The sequence below is a fragment of the Bacillus cereus group sp. N21 genome (genome assembly GCF_016483395.1).
Taxonomy (GTDB): Bacteria; Bacillota; Bacilli; order Bacillales; family Bacillaceae_G; genus Bacillus_A; species Bacillus_A pseudomycoides.
The window spans coordinates 1-15,882 of record NZ_JAEHBX010000086.1; the positions used below are offsets into that span (position 1 = coordinate 1).

A 15,882-nucleotide genomic window follows, 5' to 3' on the forward strand; every position below is an offset into this window, starting at 1 on the left:
GGTCAAAATCCATCTTACGTAGGATGGATTTAAATAACGTCTCATCAATCTCGTGCTCTTCAATAAAGTCCGATAACGATCCCTTCAAATGAGAAGTATCTTGTTGGACATAGCGCAATTAACTGTCCATATAAATGGCACTGGAATCGCTCGAGTTTTATCTTTTTTACCGCATGAATACCAAAAATAGATTTCCATGTTTTAAATAAAATTTCAACTTGCCAACGAAGAGAATAGAATTGATAAATTTTATGCGCCGTCATGTCAGTTTCATTTATCTTTGTAATAAACAAGTTGATACCACTCGCGTATTTAGGCATTCGTCGTTTTTCTTTTTTATGCCGTTCTAATCGTTTTGTATGTTCAGATTCTGTTAATTTATAGATGATTAGACGCGTTGGTTGTTTTTGTTGAAAATTATACATAGTCTTAACTTGATGGCTATGTCCTATTGGACGCTTTTTATTTCATAACCATTTAACTTTCCAATACCAAATAAATCAATTTCTGTATCAATTAATTTCGGGATAAATTTCACTATTTTTGTCCTACCTTGAAGAACTTCACCTTCAGTAGTAATAAATTCAAATACTGGTTGCTCATTTTTCTTCATTATTTCAATAAAAATTGTATCTTTATCAGTAGTTCCACGTATAATGACTTCCCAGTCTAAATAGTCATCAATCCTTACATAAGCTATTCGAAAATCTATTTCTTCTTTTCTCTCTCCTAAATAAGTGATTTTTCCAACTTCAAACTGTGCCATTTTACTACCTCCCTTTTATTACATCTTCGACAGGAAAGAAGAAAAACCTACACTATAAAACATCTTTTATTCTTTTAAATTACCAAAAATTGAGCTATAGAAAATAATTCTCCCTAAAGTCCTTGTCCGACCTTAAAAGAGAATGAAATATTTCCTTCCATTCATATGAATCTTCATACTAATTTCTCGATAGCTAAAGTTTCAAACTCAATCCTCTATCATTTGTGTGATTCCAATTGCTGAAACTGCTGTACCGATTGCTTGTATCCAAATACCAATTAGTCCAACGAATCTCTCATCTTCTTTTTCTCTATCATTTTTCTCAATCATTTGGTTTTCCTTGGATATGTTGTGTATGCCTTGAAATGCTTGCAATCCAGCTCCTAGCGTTTGTAGTGAATTACCCACTACAATCAACCATGGAATTTCAGGCTCCTCATTCAGTGCCACCTCTACCCCTACAAATGCACCAATAGACTGTAGACTATTTCCTGTGATAATGAGATAATCATTCTCTTCCATTTCTTTTTGTATATTAAAAAACGTTCCTATTACATTTGAAACATTCCCTAAAGCTAATAATTCAATCCCTGTTTTCTCCAAAGATTTATTTCTTTGTTTCATTTGTTCCTCTTTACTCAGTGCAGTTTCTTCTACTTTCATCCCTTGTTTTTCAAAGGAATCTTTTAACGCTATCAATTGCAGTATATATCCAAGAGCTTGTAATGATCCACCTACAATTACAAGTGGTTCTTCAACATTTTCTTCTCCTATAAACCCTCTTGTAGTTCCAATGGCAGCTATCGTATTTCCACCTACTTGAAACCATGCTCCCGTAACCGTTAAATTTCTTGGATTCATATTATTCATCCACCTATATTAGAATCATCTTATTTATCATGGATTCACGGACATCAATACCACTTGTAAAGTAATAACATTTATGTCTTCCCTACATTTTCCCATTATATTTTCATACATTTCATTTTGTGCATGAAATGACTTCTCCAAGCTTTTATATATTCCAAATTAAAAAGAGCACTCGACAGTGCTCTTTCGTGATAAGGAGTTTTCAATGAGTATGAAAAAAGCGATTTACGCTTGTCCCATACTTCAATATATGCTTGCCCAGTTCAAAAGGTGTGCAATTTATAAATCTTTTTTCAATTTACTAAATTCTTCATCCAATTGCCATGTGTGGTGTTTCATCAAAATCATGATAAATGATTTTTTCTAGACTTTGATCAATAGGAACAAGCCATTTTCTCTGCTGTATTAAATTAGTAATCCCACTCACATATGCGGTTGCATCTTTACTCTCACCATTCATTTGCATAGTAAACGTTACTTTAGAATCCATAATTCCCCTCCTCTATTTTTGTTCGTTGTGTTCGTTTGTTTTGTTAGCCCTTAAATTGAATTACAACTACATTCTTTCTATTAAATAACTACTATCAATAAAGAATTCAGAAAATCCATAAACAAAAAAGAGTGCTTTGAAGAAAAGCACTCTTTCAAAAAATTTTACCACTCTCGACGCTCATCGCGATCACAATCACGATCATGTTTACGTCTACGACGACAATCATCGCAATCACAGCCGCGTCTACAACGACGGTCATCACAATCTCTATGTCTGCATCTACAGAACATTAAGTCATCCCAAAATCTACCGCAATCTCGAAAGCGATTAAAATGACAATTACATCTCATAGATATGATTACCTCCTCTTCATAATAGGATTCATCATATTCTATGATTAAAAACAAAAAACAGCTTGTTTATTAGTCTATATTCTGTATTTTAGAGTAATAATATTCATATCTAATATGGCTAATAACAAAGATTTTGGTGTGACTTCCCTAATAAACATTTCTGTTTGAATAAAACTCAATATTCCGTCAATACTGTAGATACAATAATCTTTCTCCAGTCCCCCATTGGAGCCGAGCAGTTAGTTTTTGCTAGCTGCTCTTTTATTTTTATTAACTTGTCACTACTTGATAGGGTAAGCATATATTATGGATATAAGACATGCTTACTCATATGCCCTCACATTGAAATATGGCATTTTTATTACATACAAAATAGCGTTTTTGTTGATTTTTTTCACATTTAACTGAGACAAGCATATATTATTTTATGTAGACCCTTTCTCATAAAAAATCTACCTTTCTGAGAGCACATTCATATGTGTTCTCTCTTTTTATTTGCTATTAAATAACACTTTTATTTTGTTTAATTTTCATCTCTCTTCCCATCCAGCATAATATTTTAAATCTATCCTATACTATTGTTACAACGGCATTTATTACTAAAAGATTTTTCAATACATTTTATTCATAATCAGTACAATACTAAAAAACACTTTAGTAATTTTCAACAATTATGTCGCTTGTATACCTACATGTAATAAGGAGGGATGTAAAATGGAGAAAGCGAATGAAAATATATCTACATCAAGCAAAAGAGGACGAAATTGCTACAGAGGCAGGTGTACTCCTAAAATTAAAAACACTTCAACCAGCAAGTGAAGAATCTGTATTAGCTCCAACCAATCAACTTCCATCTAGTGTTATGAAACCTCTTGAAGATAAATAAAGATTTTTATAAAAAGAGTTCAGTCGCAAATATCGGCTGTCCTTTTTATTTTTCTTAAAAATCCTTAAAACCACTTTCTTCCTTATGAAGGGCCCGGCCAAGATAATTGTAAAATAACGCCTGTATATGAAACCCGTACACATTTTTGACACATCCACTATCACAATCCCCTAAAAATTCGTGATAATATTAATTTGTTGAATATGCCAAATTTCGACATTGCACGACAACAATATCTCCCTTATCGAATCCCTGTCCCCCAGGGATTTTTCCTTTTATTCATTACTTTTTGTTTCATTAAATTTTCAGCCTGAAGAAAATTTAAATTTGGTATTACTTAGTTCCTGTTGATCCGAATCCGTTTTTACCTCTTTGGCTTTCCGATAGCCCGTCCACTTCCACAAAATGTGCTGTTTCCACTGGGGCTATAACGCCTTGAGCAATGCGCGTTCCTCTTTCAATAACATGAGCCTGCATATTCACTCCCAATACTCGTTCATCGTTATCAACAATGACACCAACTTCTCCCCTAAAACCACTATCAACCGTACCTAATATCACTCGTAGCTTCGTGTCACGCCTCATACCGCTACGTGGTCGTGCTTGTAATTCGTATCCTGGTGGAATCTCAAAAGCTAATCCTGTTGGCACAACCTTCGTTTCTCCTCGCCAGATAAAAGAGTAAGGTAAGAGTTATTCTTTGCCATTTTAAGAGATGGTCTGCTATTCGTGGCAGATCCTCTTTTGTTAAGCTGAAACTTAATTAAAAAGCGTTTTGTTAAATTATTTATGAATAAGTGTCCATCGAACAGCAATGTCTCCTGTTATTATTTGCTATAAACCATATACAGTTTCATGCGGAATTCCTGAAAAAAGCATTCCATCCTGTGTAATATACATCGGGTAATAATATTGTGATGAATAGTGAGGTTGTATACTTTGGTGCATTTGTTGTGCTTGTAACGCTTGTTGCTGTGCTTGCATAGCCTGGTGAACAGCTTGAATTGTACTTTGCGCAGGACCCTGCCCTCCTAAAGGACGCATTCGCATTTCATTGTAAAAATAATTGGGAAACATTCGTTTTCCCCCTTCCTCGTAAATACTCTCACCTTCCATCTTTCATACTATGCATATTGATTTAAAGTTGATAATTTGTGAAACTTCTCATCTTGTCACTCCCTAATCTCTTTCTATTCAAATAACGCTTTTATTCATTTCATTCTAATTAACTATTATTTGAAAAATCGGAAACATTTACTCGATGTTTTTTCTGAATACTCATGATATTATTTAGTTGCTGGTGTTCACCATCCCGAGAACTCAGCAACTGCATCCATGAACTCTACTCTCTATATGATGAGAGTAGAGTTTTTATTTATAGGATAATCTCTGTATATTTGTATGAAATTCAAATTTGATACTTGAATTCATTTAATAAAGAGCTGTAATCATCCTCACGATCTCGCTGTTGTTTCTGCTAGAAGTTCTTTCTGCAGCTGTTCAACTTCTTTCGATAACTCACGATTCTGTTCCATTACTTCATGTGCTCCACTTCTTACATCATTTAAATCCTGAACCGTTCCGCTTAGAAGATGGGTTGCTAAGGGAACTTCCAGAGCTCCTACATGCTTTCTAGGTATGTTTTTTGCTTCTCGTCTTCTAGAAATGTAGTAGTACAAATTCCCTTCCGCAACACCAAACTGTTCAGCGATTTTCCCCCAAGTCCACTTTTTTCATCAGCTGCACGTAACTTCTCAGGCTTTGTACAGATTTGATCCCAGTTTCTCTCTTCAGCCATATTCTCCGTTCTCTCTTCGATTAGGCCATCGCCTAGCTTTTTAAGATTTCTCCCAATTTGACAGTTTTCTACACCTCATTAAAGATATGCTCCATTTCCCTTGTCTGATGAATATCTATTTATTTCTTCATTTGGACGTAACAGATTACATTTTTCACATAAATTCATATTTCTTAGCCCACACTATCCTTAAGCTGTCCGAACTAGCGGCTTCACTCTTCTTGTAATGAGAACGCAATTTATTGCAATTCGCTAACTCATTCAACCCACCGGCAGGCAACCAAAAGCGTTGTCTGCCCTTTTTTTGTATAAACTTTTTTAATTCACACAAACTACCCATAAGTGAGTTGCTGTATTACTGTTTTTTGAGAAAACATAATTTTCAACGTAAGCAGATAGCACAAAGAGCTATCTGCTTTTCGTATAATCTTTTTCATTTCACATATACTATCAACGAACCTATTTACCAATACGAGTCATTTTGGTGTTTTGAATTTCTCCTAAATTACCCTTCTTGGGATAAGCATTTTTTGCTTATCCCATTTTGTTGTATATATATTTAAATTTACGTTAACACTATTTACGAGCGTGTTTTCTGATTATTTGTTGTTTTTATCCAGGGTAATCTTTCTCCTAATGAGGACGGCAGGTACGACTGCTTGTCCTTATTTTTTTTACTCATACCAAATTCATTCACTTCTTCATAAAAAACAACTTCTGAATCCATGCATTTTGAGCACTTATACTCGCTTAATAAAGCTTGGCATGTTCCGCTCTCTGCTCCCATTTTCTTCCTCATAATTTCTGCTCGTTGCATTACCATTGCCATAGCGTTTCCGACGTGTTGCCTCTTTTACACCACCTCTTCGGTTTTTATAATTTTCATCGAGCTTGATTACAGATTTCGCGATACAGGAAAGCCCATACAGGACTTTAGTCCGCCTTTAGGCATAGGATGAAAGTATCGCTTTTTCGTATAAAAACACTTGTTTTTTAGGTATAATTCAACTATAGACAAGAACAAGTCTTTAAAACGCTTATGTGTTCATTGAAAACAGAATATAGTATGAGGTTCGATAGTCTAATTCACGCTATCGGTAAAACTATATGTGTCGTCAAGAACAAGACGCTAAAACATTTGAACACGCAACTAGCTGTATGGTATGGTCACAGTACCGTAGCTCACGAACCTATATGGTCTGTCGTGAGAGTGGTGATGGCACACCGCAATCTTGCACGTCAGCGATATCAGAAATGAACTTCGCCTTTGGTAGCAAGAATCCCACTGGCATTAGCCAGCTTGCCCCTTTAGGGGTGGGAGTGTCAAATCTGCAATTGTTTTGACATTCTTCTTTTGCCAATCGAATAGAATGCCACTGATCTATTTCCAACGCTTTGCATTTTGGTCAATCGCTCTGTCTACAGCTTCCATAATGATTTGACTTCCTAATACATCACAGAATTCTCCAAGGTCCTGCATTGCGGTTTCACCTAATGGGATGTTGTTTTGCAATAAGTAGTTGAAGATTTTGCAAATAATCTATTTCAAAAACACTAATATTTGTAAAATGTTTACAAATACGGATTTTGCATAAAAATACTAGCAGATTCGTATAAAATTGAAAGGAACAAAAAACATGAAAGAAATCAAGTCTGAAAAGGAATTTAAAGACATTATCGCAAGCGAGGAGCCAGTAGTAGTTAAGTTCTTCACTACATGGTGCCCAGATTGTGTTCGGTTGAAGTAGTCAGTTTTATGCATGAGTATACATCGTTAACAAACGTTATAATATAAGGGTTTAGAGGACATATCAGCGACCATTTATCTCTTACCATTACTAAGAAGTATTCGTTTAGTTTGCATTTTTGTTTGCAATCCTGTTTGCAAACTTATTAGCACTTTTTTATACTTCTTCTACTAAAAACCTCCATTGTATTTCTTCAATTACACATCACTCTCACTGACATTATGACGAAAATCATCAATTAAAGAACCTAATTAAAACAATCGTTTCATTAACGTATATTAAATCAACTTTTCTCTTTCAAATTTTTCTTAACCTGTAAAATTCGTGTTTTGTTGGTACTATCCCATGCCTATAAAGCTAAGATTTTGAGAGACCCCCCTATCGAAAATTTTACCTTTTTACAGTTTTTAATGAGAATTCGGCTCATTTTTTTCGTTTTTGGGGACAATTGATCTCTTAAGTTGATGGGGATGGAGTAGCACCAACATTTCGCAAATTTCGTACGCTAAAAAATTGTTCACTGTTTATTCAAACTACAGTGAACAAAAAAATGAACCTAAACAATCTTATTCTTCAAGACTTTAGGACAATTTATTTTCGAAAAGGTACAGTACCACATTTTAAAACAAAAAATAGTTATATATTGGAATTCCCATCATATATCTGTCTTATGCTCTATCTAGAAGGGACTGTTGAAAAATGGGGAATAATTACTTTCATAATGTGTTTGCTGTGAAACAAGAACATTTTGGACAGGTTCTTAAATTAAAGAAATTCTTTGAAGAATTGGATATGGATTTTAATGATTTCACTGATCCTCGCACTCTAGTCAACGTGCTAGAATCAAATCGTGATATAAACTTTTTGAAGTCGTCACAGGAAGCAATCATCGGAGGAGAAGCACTTCAAATTTCAGAATTGATCGAGAAAATTAGTAATCTGATTATTAAAGATATATTAGCATTTCCTACTTATCGTTGGGGAGAAAGTATAAACCAAGATATTGTGAGTCAGGTGACCGATGCTATTACTAACATGTTTATTAATTTAAATAAGCAAGATGCTGAACCATGGATCTTCTGGTATAACACTGGGAGTGTTTTTCCAAGATATACTTATAATATTTTAATCGCTATAGATACTCAGGACAAAGACTATCTTACAGACGTTTTAGCCATTAGTTTTGATGTTTTGGTTGTAAAAAAAACTAAACAGGAAGTTTGTTCTTTCACAGTTAATGATAGTGCACAATGCCTTATAATGATGAAACATATGCTTGTTGGGATTAAATTTGAAGATGTTTATCCCTCGTAACCCCCGCCCCTCTACTTATAAGTAGAGGGGCGGTTATTTTTTGCTACACTCTTATATACTTTGAATCACATAGACCTTCACATATATATCATATTTTGCTGCTAACTGTTCCAATTTCTTTTCCCTATATTTTGTAACTGTAAAGAAATGAATAATTGACACCTTGCCATTATATTTTTGCTTATAAATTTGCGTAAACTCTTCATACTTTTTTAGCTTTTCTTCATTAATCTTCATTTTTTGTGAACGATCTACTTCAACTGCATGAAGTATCCCTTCTTCATCTCTGTATTTTACATCTGGAATAATCTTCTTTTTCTCTCCATTCTTTCTATAACGTATTTCCGTTTCAACTTGCCAATCGTCTGGACAGAACAAATGTAACCAAGCTTCATTTCGTAGCAATGCATGTGCCATTTTCCCTCTTGAAACAACAGCACCTTCACCAAACAACGAATGACCTTCTTTATTGAAATAATATACATACTCCTTCCCGTGTATCGCCTTACTGACATATGGTTTCAAATCACCCATTATCCTATTTGCATTCCGTATACCACCCATATCATGTACGCACATCAAATGTCTTCTAGTTGCAAATTGCAGCTTTCTAATCGTCGCAAGTATCGTCATCTGACGGTTGATTTTCATATGACTCTGGATGTTCATGTTTCTCCACCTCATATTCTTTTAGATGTTCCCACATGACTTTGTCATCAATATATGGCCCTTGTAGTTCTGTAAAATTTCCCTTCATATATATCGCTCTACCTGGCACAGATGGTAAATTCTCTAAACCGCATTGATCAATCACTACTTCGGATGCTGTACGTGTAGGTAAACGGAACCCTAATTTTGCATTCGCCATTTGCTTCACAACTCTTGGTAATGTATCACCTGTAGGATACTGTGTACAGAAGACGATACGAAAACCAAGTGCTCCACCGACTCGTGCGATATGACTCAGCATGTATTGGCACTGCTCCAACATTTGATTTTGACCCTTTGGTAATCCTTTTGCAGGTGCAAGTACTGCCCCTTCATCCACTACAATAAAATAACGGTCTCTTTCCTTTGTATGAACGATGTTCTTAATACCACGTTCTTTCATGTATTTTCCACGCTCACTCATTTTCTCCATAACCTTTAGCAGCATTCCATGTGCTTGTTCTGGTGTTTCAGCTATCCGTTCGACTTGCTGCAATTTCTTGTACTCACTAAATTCAAGTCCTTCTTCTTTCAAATCGATAAGATAAAAATGAGCATGATTCGGATTCGCTAACGATAATGTAGCAAAGAGATTTTTCAAAAACACTGTTTTCCCCATACGAATTAAACCACTAACTGCCATATGTGGTGTTTCATCGAAATCATGATATATAATCCTTTCAAGACTCTGTCCTACAGGAACACACCATTTCCCCTTCTTCACCAAGTCAATAGACCACGACCAGTTCTTCGGAATTTCTCTCCGGAATACACGAATGTTTAATTTATAATTGTCGTACTGGATCCGTACCGGTTTATTTAAACCCTCGCTTACTACATCTTCTACCTTTTGAATAATTTTACTTGGCATTCCGACTGGTAATGTATATACATACGTTGTACTACGATCATCATCGATTTGCTTTTGAAGCTTCGGGTAATGAAGCTTATCTTCTCTTTTAATTGCAATTCCAGATACCTCAAAAAAGACTTGCATTTTCCTTTTATCACCATTTCCCCCTTTGAACTTATCACCGAATAATGCCACTGTTAAACCTGCAGCTGGAACAAGTAACAATTCAATCATTTTTCTCACTCCCCATATACCCTTTATAAGGGTATATATCCCTTGTTTTTGGAATACAGCCATACAAGTTATTTTTCAAACACCTGTAAATGTCCATCAATTCCAGGTAGGTATTCCCTTATAGAAAAACAAAAAGAACATAACGTAGAAGGTATAAGAACGAACCTGTGAGCGTTGTATACATGGTCATACGTGGAACACTCTGCCCCATTTTTCCAGCTACTTTCATCGTAATTACTGACAAGCCTGTTGCCGTCCATACGACTACCGCTTCTCCTACGATTGTCATCGATTTTCCCTCCTCTTTTCGAGTTTCAAGCCATCCTTTGTCATCACTGGTTTGTAATCCTCGAATATGTCTCCCCATTCCATATCAACCGTTTCTTCACCGTGTAGTTCCTCTTGGATTTGACGTGCTAAATTGTAATAACCTTTGTATTCATAATCATCAACTTCATGTTTTTGCATGTGCCCCCATATTGCTTCTGTTTCATCTTTTGAACGAGCTTTCTTGTGCATTTGTTTTAAATGCTTTGAAGAGTAAAGGTAAGGAGTTTCATTCAAATGTGCATATTGCCAACGCATATATTCCCTCTCCCTTCTTAATGTCTCTATTTCCTCATGGTCTTCCAGGCGGAAGTATTATAGGTATATGACTTATAAGAAATTAAATTGCCTATATTAGGAAAATAATTTTCCCTAATTAAGAAATTTATTTACAAAAAGGTGTTTGTGAAATAAACGTTGAAATAATCTGCAGGTGATAAATATGGAGATTAAATTGAACAGTAGGATTGGGGATTGGATAGAAAAAAGCGGATATCGAAAAGATTTCATAGCAAAGAAATTAGAAGTAAGTGTAAAGCAACTGAATAATTACATAACGAGTACCTCGTTTCCAAATGCGCATCGACTTTTCTTGTTGGCTAATCTTTTTGGCTGCAAAGTAGACGATTTATACGAGGTACAAAAAGAAAACCCTGCTGGTTAATTATTAGCAGGGTTTAATACATATTGAGGTACTGGGTGACGTTCAATGGATTCCATATACATTTCAGCTAATCGAGATCCATCAATTAATTCTACATTTAATTCTTTTGCGTACTGTTTAGCATTTTTCGAAAAACCACCAGTTGAAACAACATATCCACCTTTTGCTCCACGCTTAGCAATATTACTATGTACAAGCGCAATTGCTTTGTAAGACATGTCATTACATAAACACTTCACTTGGCCAAGATATAATTCTCCGTTTACAGTATGTTCAAAATCCACACCATAATCTCCTGATGCTGTTGTGACAAAAGTTGTACCAGCATAGTATCGTTCGATTACCTCTGCAACAAACACTTCAAATTCTAGTGGTGTTTGACGGATAAAAACAGATGAGCACTTTTCGTTTTCTTGTGGTTTCATAAAGCGATAATATAACCCCATCGCCAATGTACGCTTAAATTCTTCATCTTTATTAAAGCGGGCAATAAGCTGGTACAAATGATGGTCTTTCCTTCTTTTATAAACGTACCAAGCAAAATATAAAATAAATGTAGTAATTAGAAATGTATAAAACATAGACACACCTCCATAAATGTAGTATTTCTTACAAAAAGAATTCTAATTACGAAAAAACATGTAAAATTATCACTAAACATTTGTTATACTCGATATTGAGATTGTAATACATAGGGGGATAAGCATGTCAGAAGTGGGAAATAAGAAGGAAGATAAAAAGCGCCGCGGGTGTGGATGTTTAGGTTGCTTAGGTATTATTATTCTATTAATTATTTTACTTGCTTCATGTTTTAATGGTGACAAGGACACTACAAAAAAAGAAGACACAAAAGTAAAAGAAACAGCCACAACTAAACAAGAAGACGAACGAAAACAAGAGAAATTGAAAAAACAGCAGGAAGAAGAGCAAAAGAAACAACAAGAACAACAGGCTCAAGTTAAACAAGAAGCTGCGACTCCAGCTCCTCAACCAAATCAAAAACAGTCAACTGAGCAAGGTGGCTCTTGTAATATTAAAGGGAATAAAAACAGTAAGGGTGAAAAAATTTATCATATGCCTGGACAACAGTTTTATGATAAAACAAATGCCGAAGAAATGTTTTGCTCAGAAGCGGAAGCAAAAGCTGCAGGATATAGAGCGTCAAAAAGATAGTAAAACCGTCTCCGTAAGGGAGACGGTTTTACTTTACTTCACATATACAAAGGCTTCGTTTGCAGTAACATAGTATGTTTTGCCTTTGCTGTTGTGTACTTTGTATTGACAAGAACCATTTACACTTACATTCGCATCAATTATAAATACTATACTAACCTCTACTATTCAAGCCATATCTAATCTCTTTATCTATCATTTCATTCCTGGAAAAGTCCTCTCTCTCATTATGAACTCTCCCCCACCGACTGAAGACTGTAAAAAACACACATGTTATAAAAAGGGAATTTTTTAAGGAAAACATAGCCAATTATTATTATAATTAAATCCGCAATATTTTTCTAGGAGTGTTCCTATGAAGAACAGTAGGATAATGGACATCATACTAGGCACTCCCCTTCCTTAATACGTTATAGAAATATAGAAAGGATTTGAGCGATGGGACAATTTCAAAGTAATTTTCAAGCGGCACAACAAATCGCTACACAGATGAGAGCAGCTTCGGATACTATCCAAAGTGCAACAAATCGTTCTATAACAAAGGCGACGCGTACTACGCTATCTGTTAATTCCAAAGCACAAGAGGCGAACCAACAAGCTTTAGATCTAACGAAACAATTTTGCGCCGCCTTCCAACAAGCAGTCGATAATATTCATTCGGTAGCTAACGAGTTTGAGAGAATGGATAACGAACTTCAAAATACTTTTCGCTAATGTGGCCACCTTCGTAAAGGTAAAACGATAGGAGGAAAAAGATGAGTCAAGATATTGAAAACCAAATCAAACAATTAAATCAAAAATTACGAAGTGTATTCGAAGAGCAGGACCGGAATCAATCTGCGATTCAAACTCAGGAACAAGCGGAAGCAGATTTTCACGAATGGAAAAATCGAAGTAACCGTTTGTTTAACCGAATTCTAGAAACTTGGCATGGTGATAGAGAATTATCTCATTTTTTTATGAATACGCGTCAAGAAGCACAACACATTGAGCGAAAACTTACATTCGAATTGGAAAATCAAAAAGAAACGTTGCTTAAAAAAAGACGAGACCTTAGTGATTTAGAAAACGACCTTTCCTATCAGCAACAACAATTAGTAAGGGAGGTCAATGCATGAGTTTAAATATGTATTTGGGAGAAGTACAAAATCAGACTCAAAGCATGAACGCTGTATGTACTGCTACCATTCAAGGTATGGAACAAGCCATTCAGTCGATTGACGCTTTCGCAAGCGATACTGTCTTGCAAGGACAAACATATGATAGTGCAAAAGCTTTTTTTGTAGAAGCCTTTCTTCCTTTAGCACAAGGAATTATTTATTTGTGTGAAGAATTAATTCGTCAAAATGTTGCTTTTCCAAGTGATTTTCAATCACAAGTCGCTTCCACAGATGTAATCGAACAAGAAATATTAGAACAAATTCAAGAAATTGACCGAATGAAAACAAGTATGGAAGCTGTCAGTCAAGCTATGCCAATCCCAGGTATGGACGCTATGGCGAATCTTTTTACTGTCATGAGGAAAAAACTGCAAGAAAAGTTAGATCATTTGTATCAGTTCAATCAAACATCTAGCAATAAGTATAATACAGCAATTCAATTAGCAGCTAGCATTGCGACAGGCCTTGCCGAAGTCCAAAGCGGAAAAGGGTTTAGTCTTGCAAGTGGCACATTTAGTACGCAAGGGTTGAATATGGAATGGGCAGATTCTATTCAAGAATATTTAGATACTAATATTCGTTTGGATAATAGAATTAAATCGAGTGATGTAGTAGAATCAGATATATTACAAGATGGTACTTCTGAAAAAAATATACTTGAAAAAGTTGTGAGTGGTGTCTGGAATGGTTCTGGACAATTTATTGGAGCAATCGTAGAATTTTTTGATTCACTAGACGATACAGTAGCAAAAGAAAACATGAAGTATGCTATAGGTCATCCCCTAGAGACAGTCTCTACTGCGTGGAATACTTTTTCGGATTCATTTATGAATGATGTTTGGCATGGTGATGCAGAAAGTATTGCAAAATGGGGAACAAATGCTTTTATGGAAATTGGATTAGGATGGATTGGGGATAAAGGGATAAGCAAAGTAGGGAAAGAAAGTAACTACACTCGGTGAAGGTGTGAATCTAGCAAAATTCTCAGAAGGTATCTCGTCCGTTTCGAATCAAATACCATTGAAAGACCGATTTGCATTTGCTGGTGGAAATAATATACGCTCTAGATTTGATATACCTGATTTTAAGCAAGCTGAAGAAAAGCTATCAACTCATCAGTTTGCTAGGGGAGTTGATACTAATACTGTAAAACCAGGAGATACTAGTCCGTTAGCTCCAGGAGGAGGGTTAAATGCCCATGAGGCAAAAAATGGCCAAAGAGGTGGCCACTTACTCAAGAAACACGTTGGAAAAACAGATGCAGAGTTGTTGCAAAGATTACAGAATGATTCTAAAATAACAGGGTCATCAACTTTCACTGATAGAGCTACAGCAGAGAGAGTAGCTAATGAAGTATTAGGTAATCCGCAAAATATAGCAAAAATAAATAGGTGGTTAAACAATCCTAATAGCAGACTAACTTTACCGCTAAGATATAAAGGTAATACTATAATTGGACGATATATCGAAAGAGGATCAAATAGTGCTTTAGATGTGGAAAATGCTATAATTGTTTTGAAAAAAAATAACCAAGGAAGTTTTATTATAACAGGATATCCAGTAAAGTAGAGGAGAATTTATATGGAAGATAGATATAACCCTTATGAAGAATTAGGTGATTTTTTAGCAGGAACATTTCACCAAGACATTGAATCGCCTGAGGAAGCCCTTAATGAATTTATAATGGAAGTTACTAAAATCTGTATTGAAAATACTAAAAATGATATACTTTCATTTTTAAACAGTAATTTAACTGATAGCGAAAAAGAGGAATTTATTAAATATAATACTTATATTTATTACCCAGCATTAAACTTAACACCTATAGAATGGTTAAAACAGACCCTTGAAACACTAAAAGAAGCTTTAAAAAGTAAAAAATAAAATTACAATAAACAAAGCCGACTCAACGTGATATGAGTCGGCTTTGTTAAAATTTCACTAGCCGTAATATAGTACGTATTCCCTTTCGAATTGTGTACTTTGTATTGTGTTGATCCATTGACAGTTATTTTTGCATCAATTGTAAATCCTAATCCTGTATCCACAGTTCCGGCAACATCTTTATCCTGCCAAGATGGAGAATTATAGAAACGTAGGTTGTCCACCTTAGAAACAACACGTTTCCCTGGACTTGCCCCCGTCAAGTAGACAGCTTTTAAAAAAAGACTAGGCAGCCATCGAGATTCGATATTCAATCGGAGCTCGATGGTTGAGTCGTTTTTGGAATCGTTTGTAGTTATAATGATAGATGTATGTTTCAATTGCTTGAATCTGTTCACGCAATGTATCTCCTTTGAAAAGCGTAATTGTCTTTGAGTACGTGTTGAACTCCACTTATAGTAACTGGAACGATTTAACTGAGCAATGGCGACAAGCCAGATTACTTTATATCGAGAACGTAGTTCTTCAATAATCTCGTACTTAGCCGTTTGAGCAAGGACACCTCCTACAGATTGAGGCCACTGAAAAAGTCCTTATAGTTAAAAAAGTGAAAGCTTCCTCGATGAAATCGAGGAAGCTTTCACTTTTTTC

The 15,882-nt window shown here is 35.3% G+C and carries 21 protein-coding genes and 6 pseudogenes; 9 read left to right on the top strand and 18 right to left on the bottom strand.

Annotated elements, in window-relative coordinates; translation table 11 throughout:
- Positions 1–107 precede the first annotated feature (107 nt).
- From JDS96_RS26830 to JDS96_RS26850, 5 genes and pseudogenes are all read right to left on the bottom strand, one after another.
- A pseudogene (locus tag JDS96_RS26830) lies at positions 108–416 on the bottom strand (transposase); the annotation flags it as partial.
- A gap of 32 nt (positions 417–448) precedes the next feature.
- Positions 449–766 carry a hypothetical protein gene (locus JDS96_RS26835; protein WP_003199857.1) on the bottom strand — a complete coding sequence of 106 codons (318 nt, stop codon included), beginning with the start codon at positions 764–766 and terminating at the stop codon, positions 449–451.
- Between the two features lie 207 nt (positions 767–973).
- A complete protein-coding gene (locus tag JDS96_RS26840; protein ID WP_016114779.1) occupies positions 974–1,627 on the bottom strand; it encodes a DUF6944 family repetitive protein in 654 nt (217 codons plus the stop codon).
- A 319-nt stretch (positions 1,628–1,946) separates the two neighbouring features.
- Positions 1,947–2,126: a cell division protein FtsK gene (locus JDS96_RS26845; protein WP_199668600.1), complete on the bottom strand. Its 180-nt coding sequence runs from the start codon at positions 2,124–2,126 to the stop codon at positions 1,947–1,949.
- Positions 2,127–2,290: 164 nt separating this feature from the next.
- A complete protein-coding gene (locus JDS96_RS26850; RefSeq protein ID WP_199668601.1) occupies positions 2,291–2,479 on the bottom strand; it encodes a hypothetical protein in 189 nt (62 codons plus the stop codon).
- 730 nt (positions 2,480–3,209) lie between these two features.
- Between JDS96_RS26850 and JDS96_RS26855 the strand changes: the two genes are divergently transcribed.
- On the top strand, positions 3,210–3,368 hold the full coding sequence (locus JDS96_RS26855; RefSeq protein WP_242480002.1) for a flagellin: 159 nt from the start codon (positions 3,210–3,212) through the stop codon (positions 3,366–3,368).
- A 333-nt stretch (positions 3,369–3,701) separates the two neighbouring features.
- On the opposite strand, the pseudogene JDS96_RS26860 reads toward JDS96_RS26855, so the two are convergent.
- The 5 genes and pseudogenes from JDS96_RS26860 to JDS96_RS26880 form a co-directional block, all read right to left on the bottom strand.
- Positions 3,702–4,049, bottom strand: a pseudogene (locus JDS96_RS26860) (dUTP diphosphatase); the annotation flags it as partial.
- 153 nt (positions 4,050–4,202) lie between these two features.
- Positions 4,203–4,445 (bottom strand): DUF3947 family protein, encoded by a 243-nt coding sequence (locus tag JDS96_RS26865; RefSeq protein WP_018766347.1) that lies wholly within the window; start codon positions 4,443–4,445, stop codon positions 4,203–4,205.
- Between the two features lie 377 nt (positions 4,446–4,822).
- Positions 4,823–5,047, bottom strand: a complete 225-nt coding sequence (locus tag JDS96_RS26870; RefSeq protein ID WP_199668602.1) for a hypothetical protein — start codon at positions 5,045–5,047, stop codon at positions 4,823–4,825.
- 699 nt (positions 5,048–5,746) lie between these two features.
- Positions 5,747–5,995, bottom strand: a complete 249-nt coding sequence (locus JDS96_RS26875) for a hypothetical protein (RefSeq protein ID WP_199668603.1) — start codon at positions 5,993–5,995, stop codon at positions 5,747–5,749.
- Between the two features lie 552 nt (positions 5,996–6,547).
- Positions 6,548–6,646, bottom strand: coding sequence for a hypothetical protein (locus JDS96_RS26880; protein WP_018766350.1), 99 nt, complete (start codon positions 6,644–6,646; stop codon positions 6,548–6,550).
- A 157-nt stretch (positions 6,647–6,803) separates the two neighbouring features.
- Between JDS96_RS26880 and JDS96_RS26885 the strand changes: the two are divergent.
- A pseudogene (locus JDS96_RS26885) lies at positions 6,804–6,908 on the top strand (thioredoxin domain-containing protein); the annotation flags it as partial.
- Positions 6,909–7,613: 705 nt separating this feature from the next.
- Entirely contained in the window at positions 7,614–8,228 is a 615-nt protein-coding gene (locus tag JDS96_RS26890; protein ID WP_199668605.1) for a pesticidal protein, read from the top strand.
- A gap of 51 nt (positions 8,229–8,279) precedes the next feature.
- On the opposite strand, the gene JDS96_RS26895 is transcribed toward JDS96_RS26890, so the two are convergent.
- The 4 genes from JDS96_RS26895 to JDS96_RS26910 all read right to left on the bottom strand — a co-directional run bounded on the left by JDS96_RS26895 (position 8,280) and on the right by JDS96_RS26910 (position 10,608).
- Complete coding sequence (locus JDS96_RS26895) at positions 8,280–8,897, bottom strand: replication-relaxation family protein (RefSeq protein ID WP_199668606.1); 618 nt, start codon at positions 8,895–8,897, stop codon at positions 8,280–8,282.
- On the bottom strand, positions 8,839–10,023 hold the full coding sequence (locus JDS96_RS26900) for an FtsK/SpoIIIE domain-containing protein (RefSeq protein WP_199668607.1): 1,185 nt from the start codon (positions 10,021–10,023) through the stop codon (positions 8,839–8,841). Before JDS96_RS26900 ends, JDS96_RS26895 begins: the two co-directional genes overlap by 59 nt.
- Before the next feature lie 118 nt (positions 10,024–10,141).
- Entirely contained in the window at positions 10,142–10,312 is a 171-nt protein-coding gene (locus JDS96_RS26905) for a hypothetical protein (RefSeq protein WP_199668608.1), read from the bottom strand.
- A complete protein-coding gene (locus JDS96_RS26910) occupies positions 10,309–10,608 on the bottom strand; it encodes a hypothetical protein (protein ID WP_199668609.1) in 300 nt (99 codons plus the stop codon). The genes JDS96_RS26905 and JDS96_RS26910 overlap by 4 nt, the downstream gene beginning before the upstream one ends.
- A 184-nt stretch (positions 10,609–10,792) precedes the next feature.
- Here JDS96_RS26910 and JDS96_RS26915 point away from each other — a divergent pair, with 184 nt between their 5' ends.
- Positions 10,793–11,014: a helix-turn-helix domain-containing protein gene (locus tag JDS96_RS26915; RefSeq protein WP_033796755.1), complete on the top strand. Its 222-nt coding sequence runs from the start codon at positions 10,793–10,795 to the stop codon at positions 11,012–11,014.
- Here JDS96_RS26915 and JDS96_RS26920 read toward each other — a convergent pair.
- On the bottom strand, positions 11,011–11,595 hold the full coding sequence (locus JDS96_RS26920; RefSeq protein ID WP_003209890.1) for a restriction endonuclease: 585 nt from the start codon (positions 11,593–11,595) through the stop codon (positions 11,011–11,013). The two genes, JDS96_RS26915 and JDS96_RS26920, sit on opposite strands and share 4 nt — an antisense overlap.
- Positions 11,596–11,719: 124 nt before the next feature.
- Between JDS96_RS26920 and JDS96_RS26925 the strand changes: the two genes are divergently transcribed.
- A complete protein-coding gene (locus JDS96_RS26925) occupies positions 11,720–12,187 on the top strand; it encodes a sunset domain-containing protein (RefSeq protein WP_199668610.1) in 468 nt (155 codons plus the stop codon).
- Between the two features lie 33 nt (positions 12,188–12,220).
- On the opposite strand, the pseudogene JDS96_RS32510 reads toward JDS96_RS26925, so the two are convergent.
- Positions 12,221–12,334 (bottom strand): annotated as a pseudogene (locus JDS96_RS32510) (N-acetylmuramoyl-L-alanine amidase); the annotation flags it as partial.
- A 291-nt stretch (positions 12,335–12,625) separates the two neighbouring features.
- Between JDS96_RS32510 and JDS96_RS26930 the strand changes: the two are divergent.
- The 4 genes and pseudogenes from JDS96_RS26930 (at position 12,626) to JDS96_RS26945 (ending at position 15,231) form a co-directional block, all read left to right on the top strand.
- Entirely contained in the window at positions 12,626–12,901 is a 276-nt protein-coding gene (locus JDS96_RS26930) for a TIGR04197 family type VII secretion effector (protein ID WP_199668611.1), read from the top strand.
- 41 nt (positions 12,902–12,942) lie between these two features.
- Complete coding sequence (locus tag JDS96_RS26935; RefSeq protein WP_006094777.1) at positions 12,943–13,305, top strand: DUF3958 family protein; 363 nt, start codon at positions 12,943–12,945, stop codon at positions 13,303–13,305.
- Positions 13,302–14,916, top strand: a pseudogene (locus JDS96_RS26940) (RNase A-like domain-containing protein). Before JDS96_RS26935 ends, JDS96_RS26940 begins: the two are co-directional and overlap by 4 nt.
- A gap of 12 nt (positions 14,917–14,928) precedes the next feature.
- Positions 14,929–15,231, top strand: coding sequence for a contact-dependent growth inhibition system immunity protein (locus tag JDS96_RS26945; RefSeq protein ID WP_003203825.1), 303 nt, complete (start codon positions 14,929–14,931; stop codon positions 15,229–15,231).
- Between the two features lie 2 nt (positions 15,232–15,233).
- Here the strand turns inward: JDS96_RS26945 and JDS96_RS26950 are convergent.
- Both JDS96_RS26950 and JDS96_RS33345 read right to left on the bottom strand, forming a co-directional pair.
- Positions 15,234–15,476, bottom strand: a pseudogene (locus tag JDS96_RS26950) (N-acetylmuramoyl-L-alanine amidase); the annotation flags it as partial.
- Between the two features lie 40 nt (positions 15,477–15,516).
- Positions 15,517–15,684 carry an IS3 family transposase gene (locus JDS96_RS33345; protein ID WP_206777231.1) on the bottom strand — a complete coding sequence of 56 codons (168 nt, stop codon included), beginning with the start codon at positions 15,682–15,684 and terminating at the stop codon, positions 15,517–15,519.
- Positions 15,685–15,882: the final 198 nt, after the last annotated feature.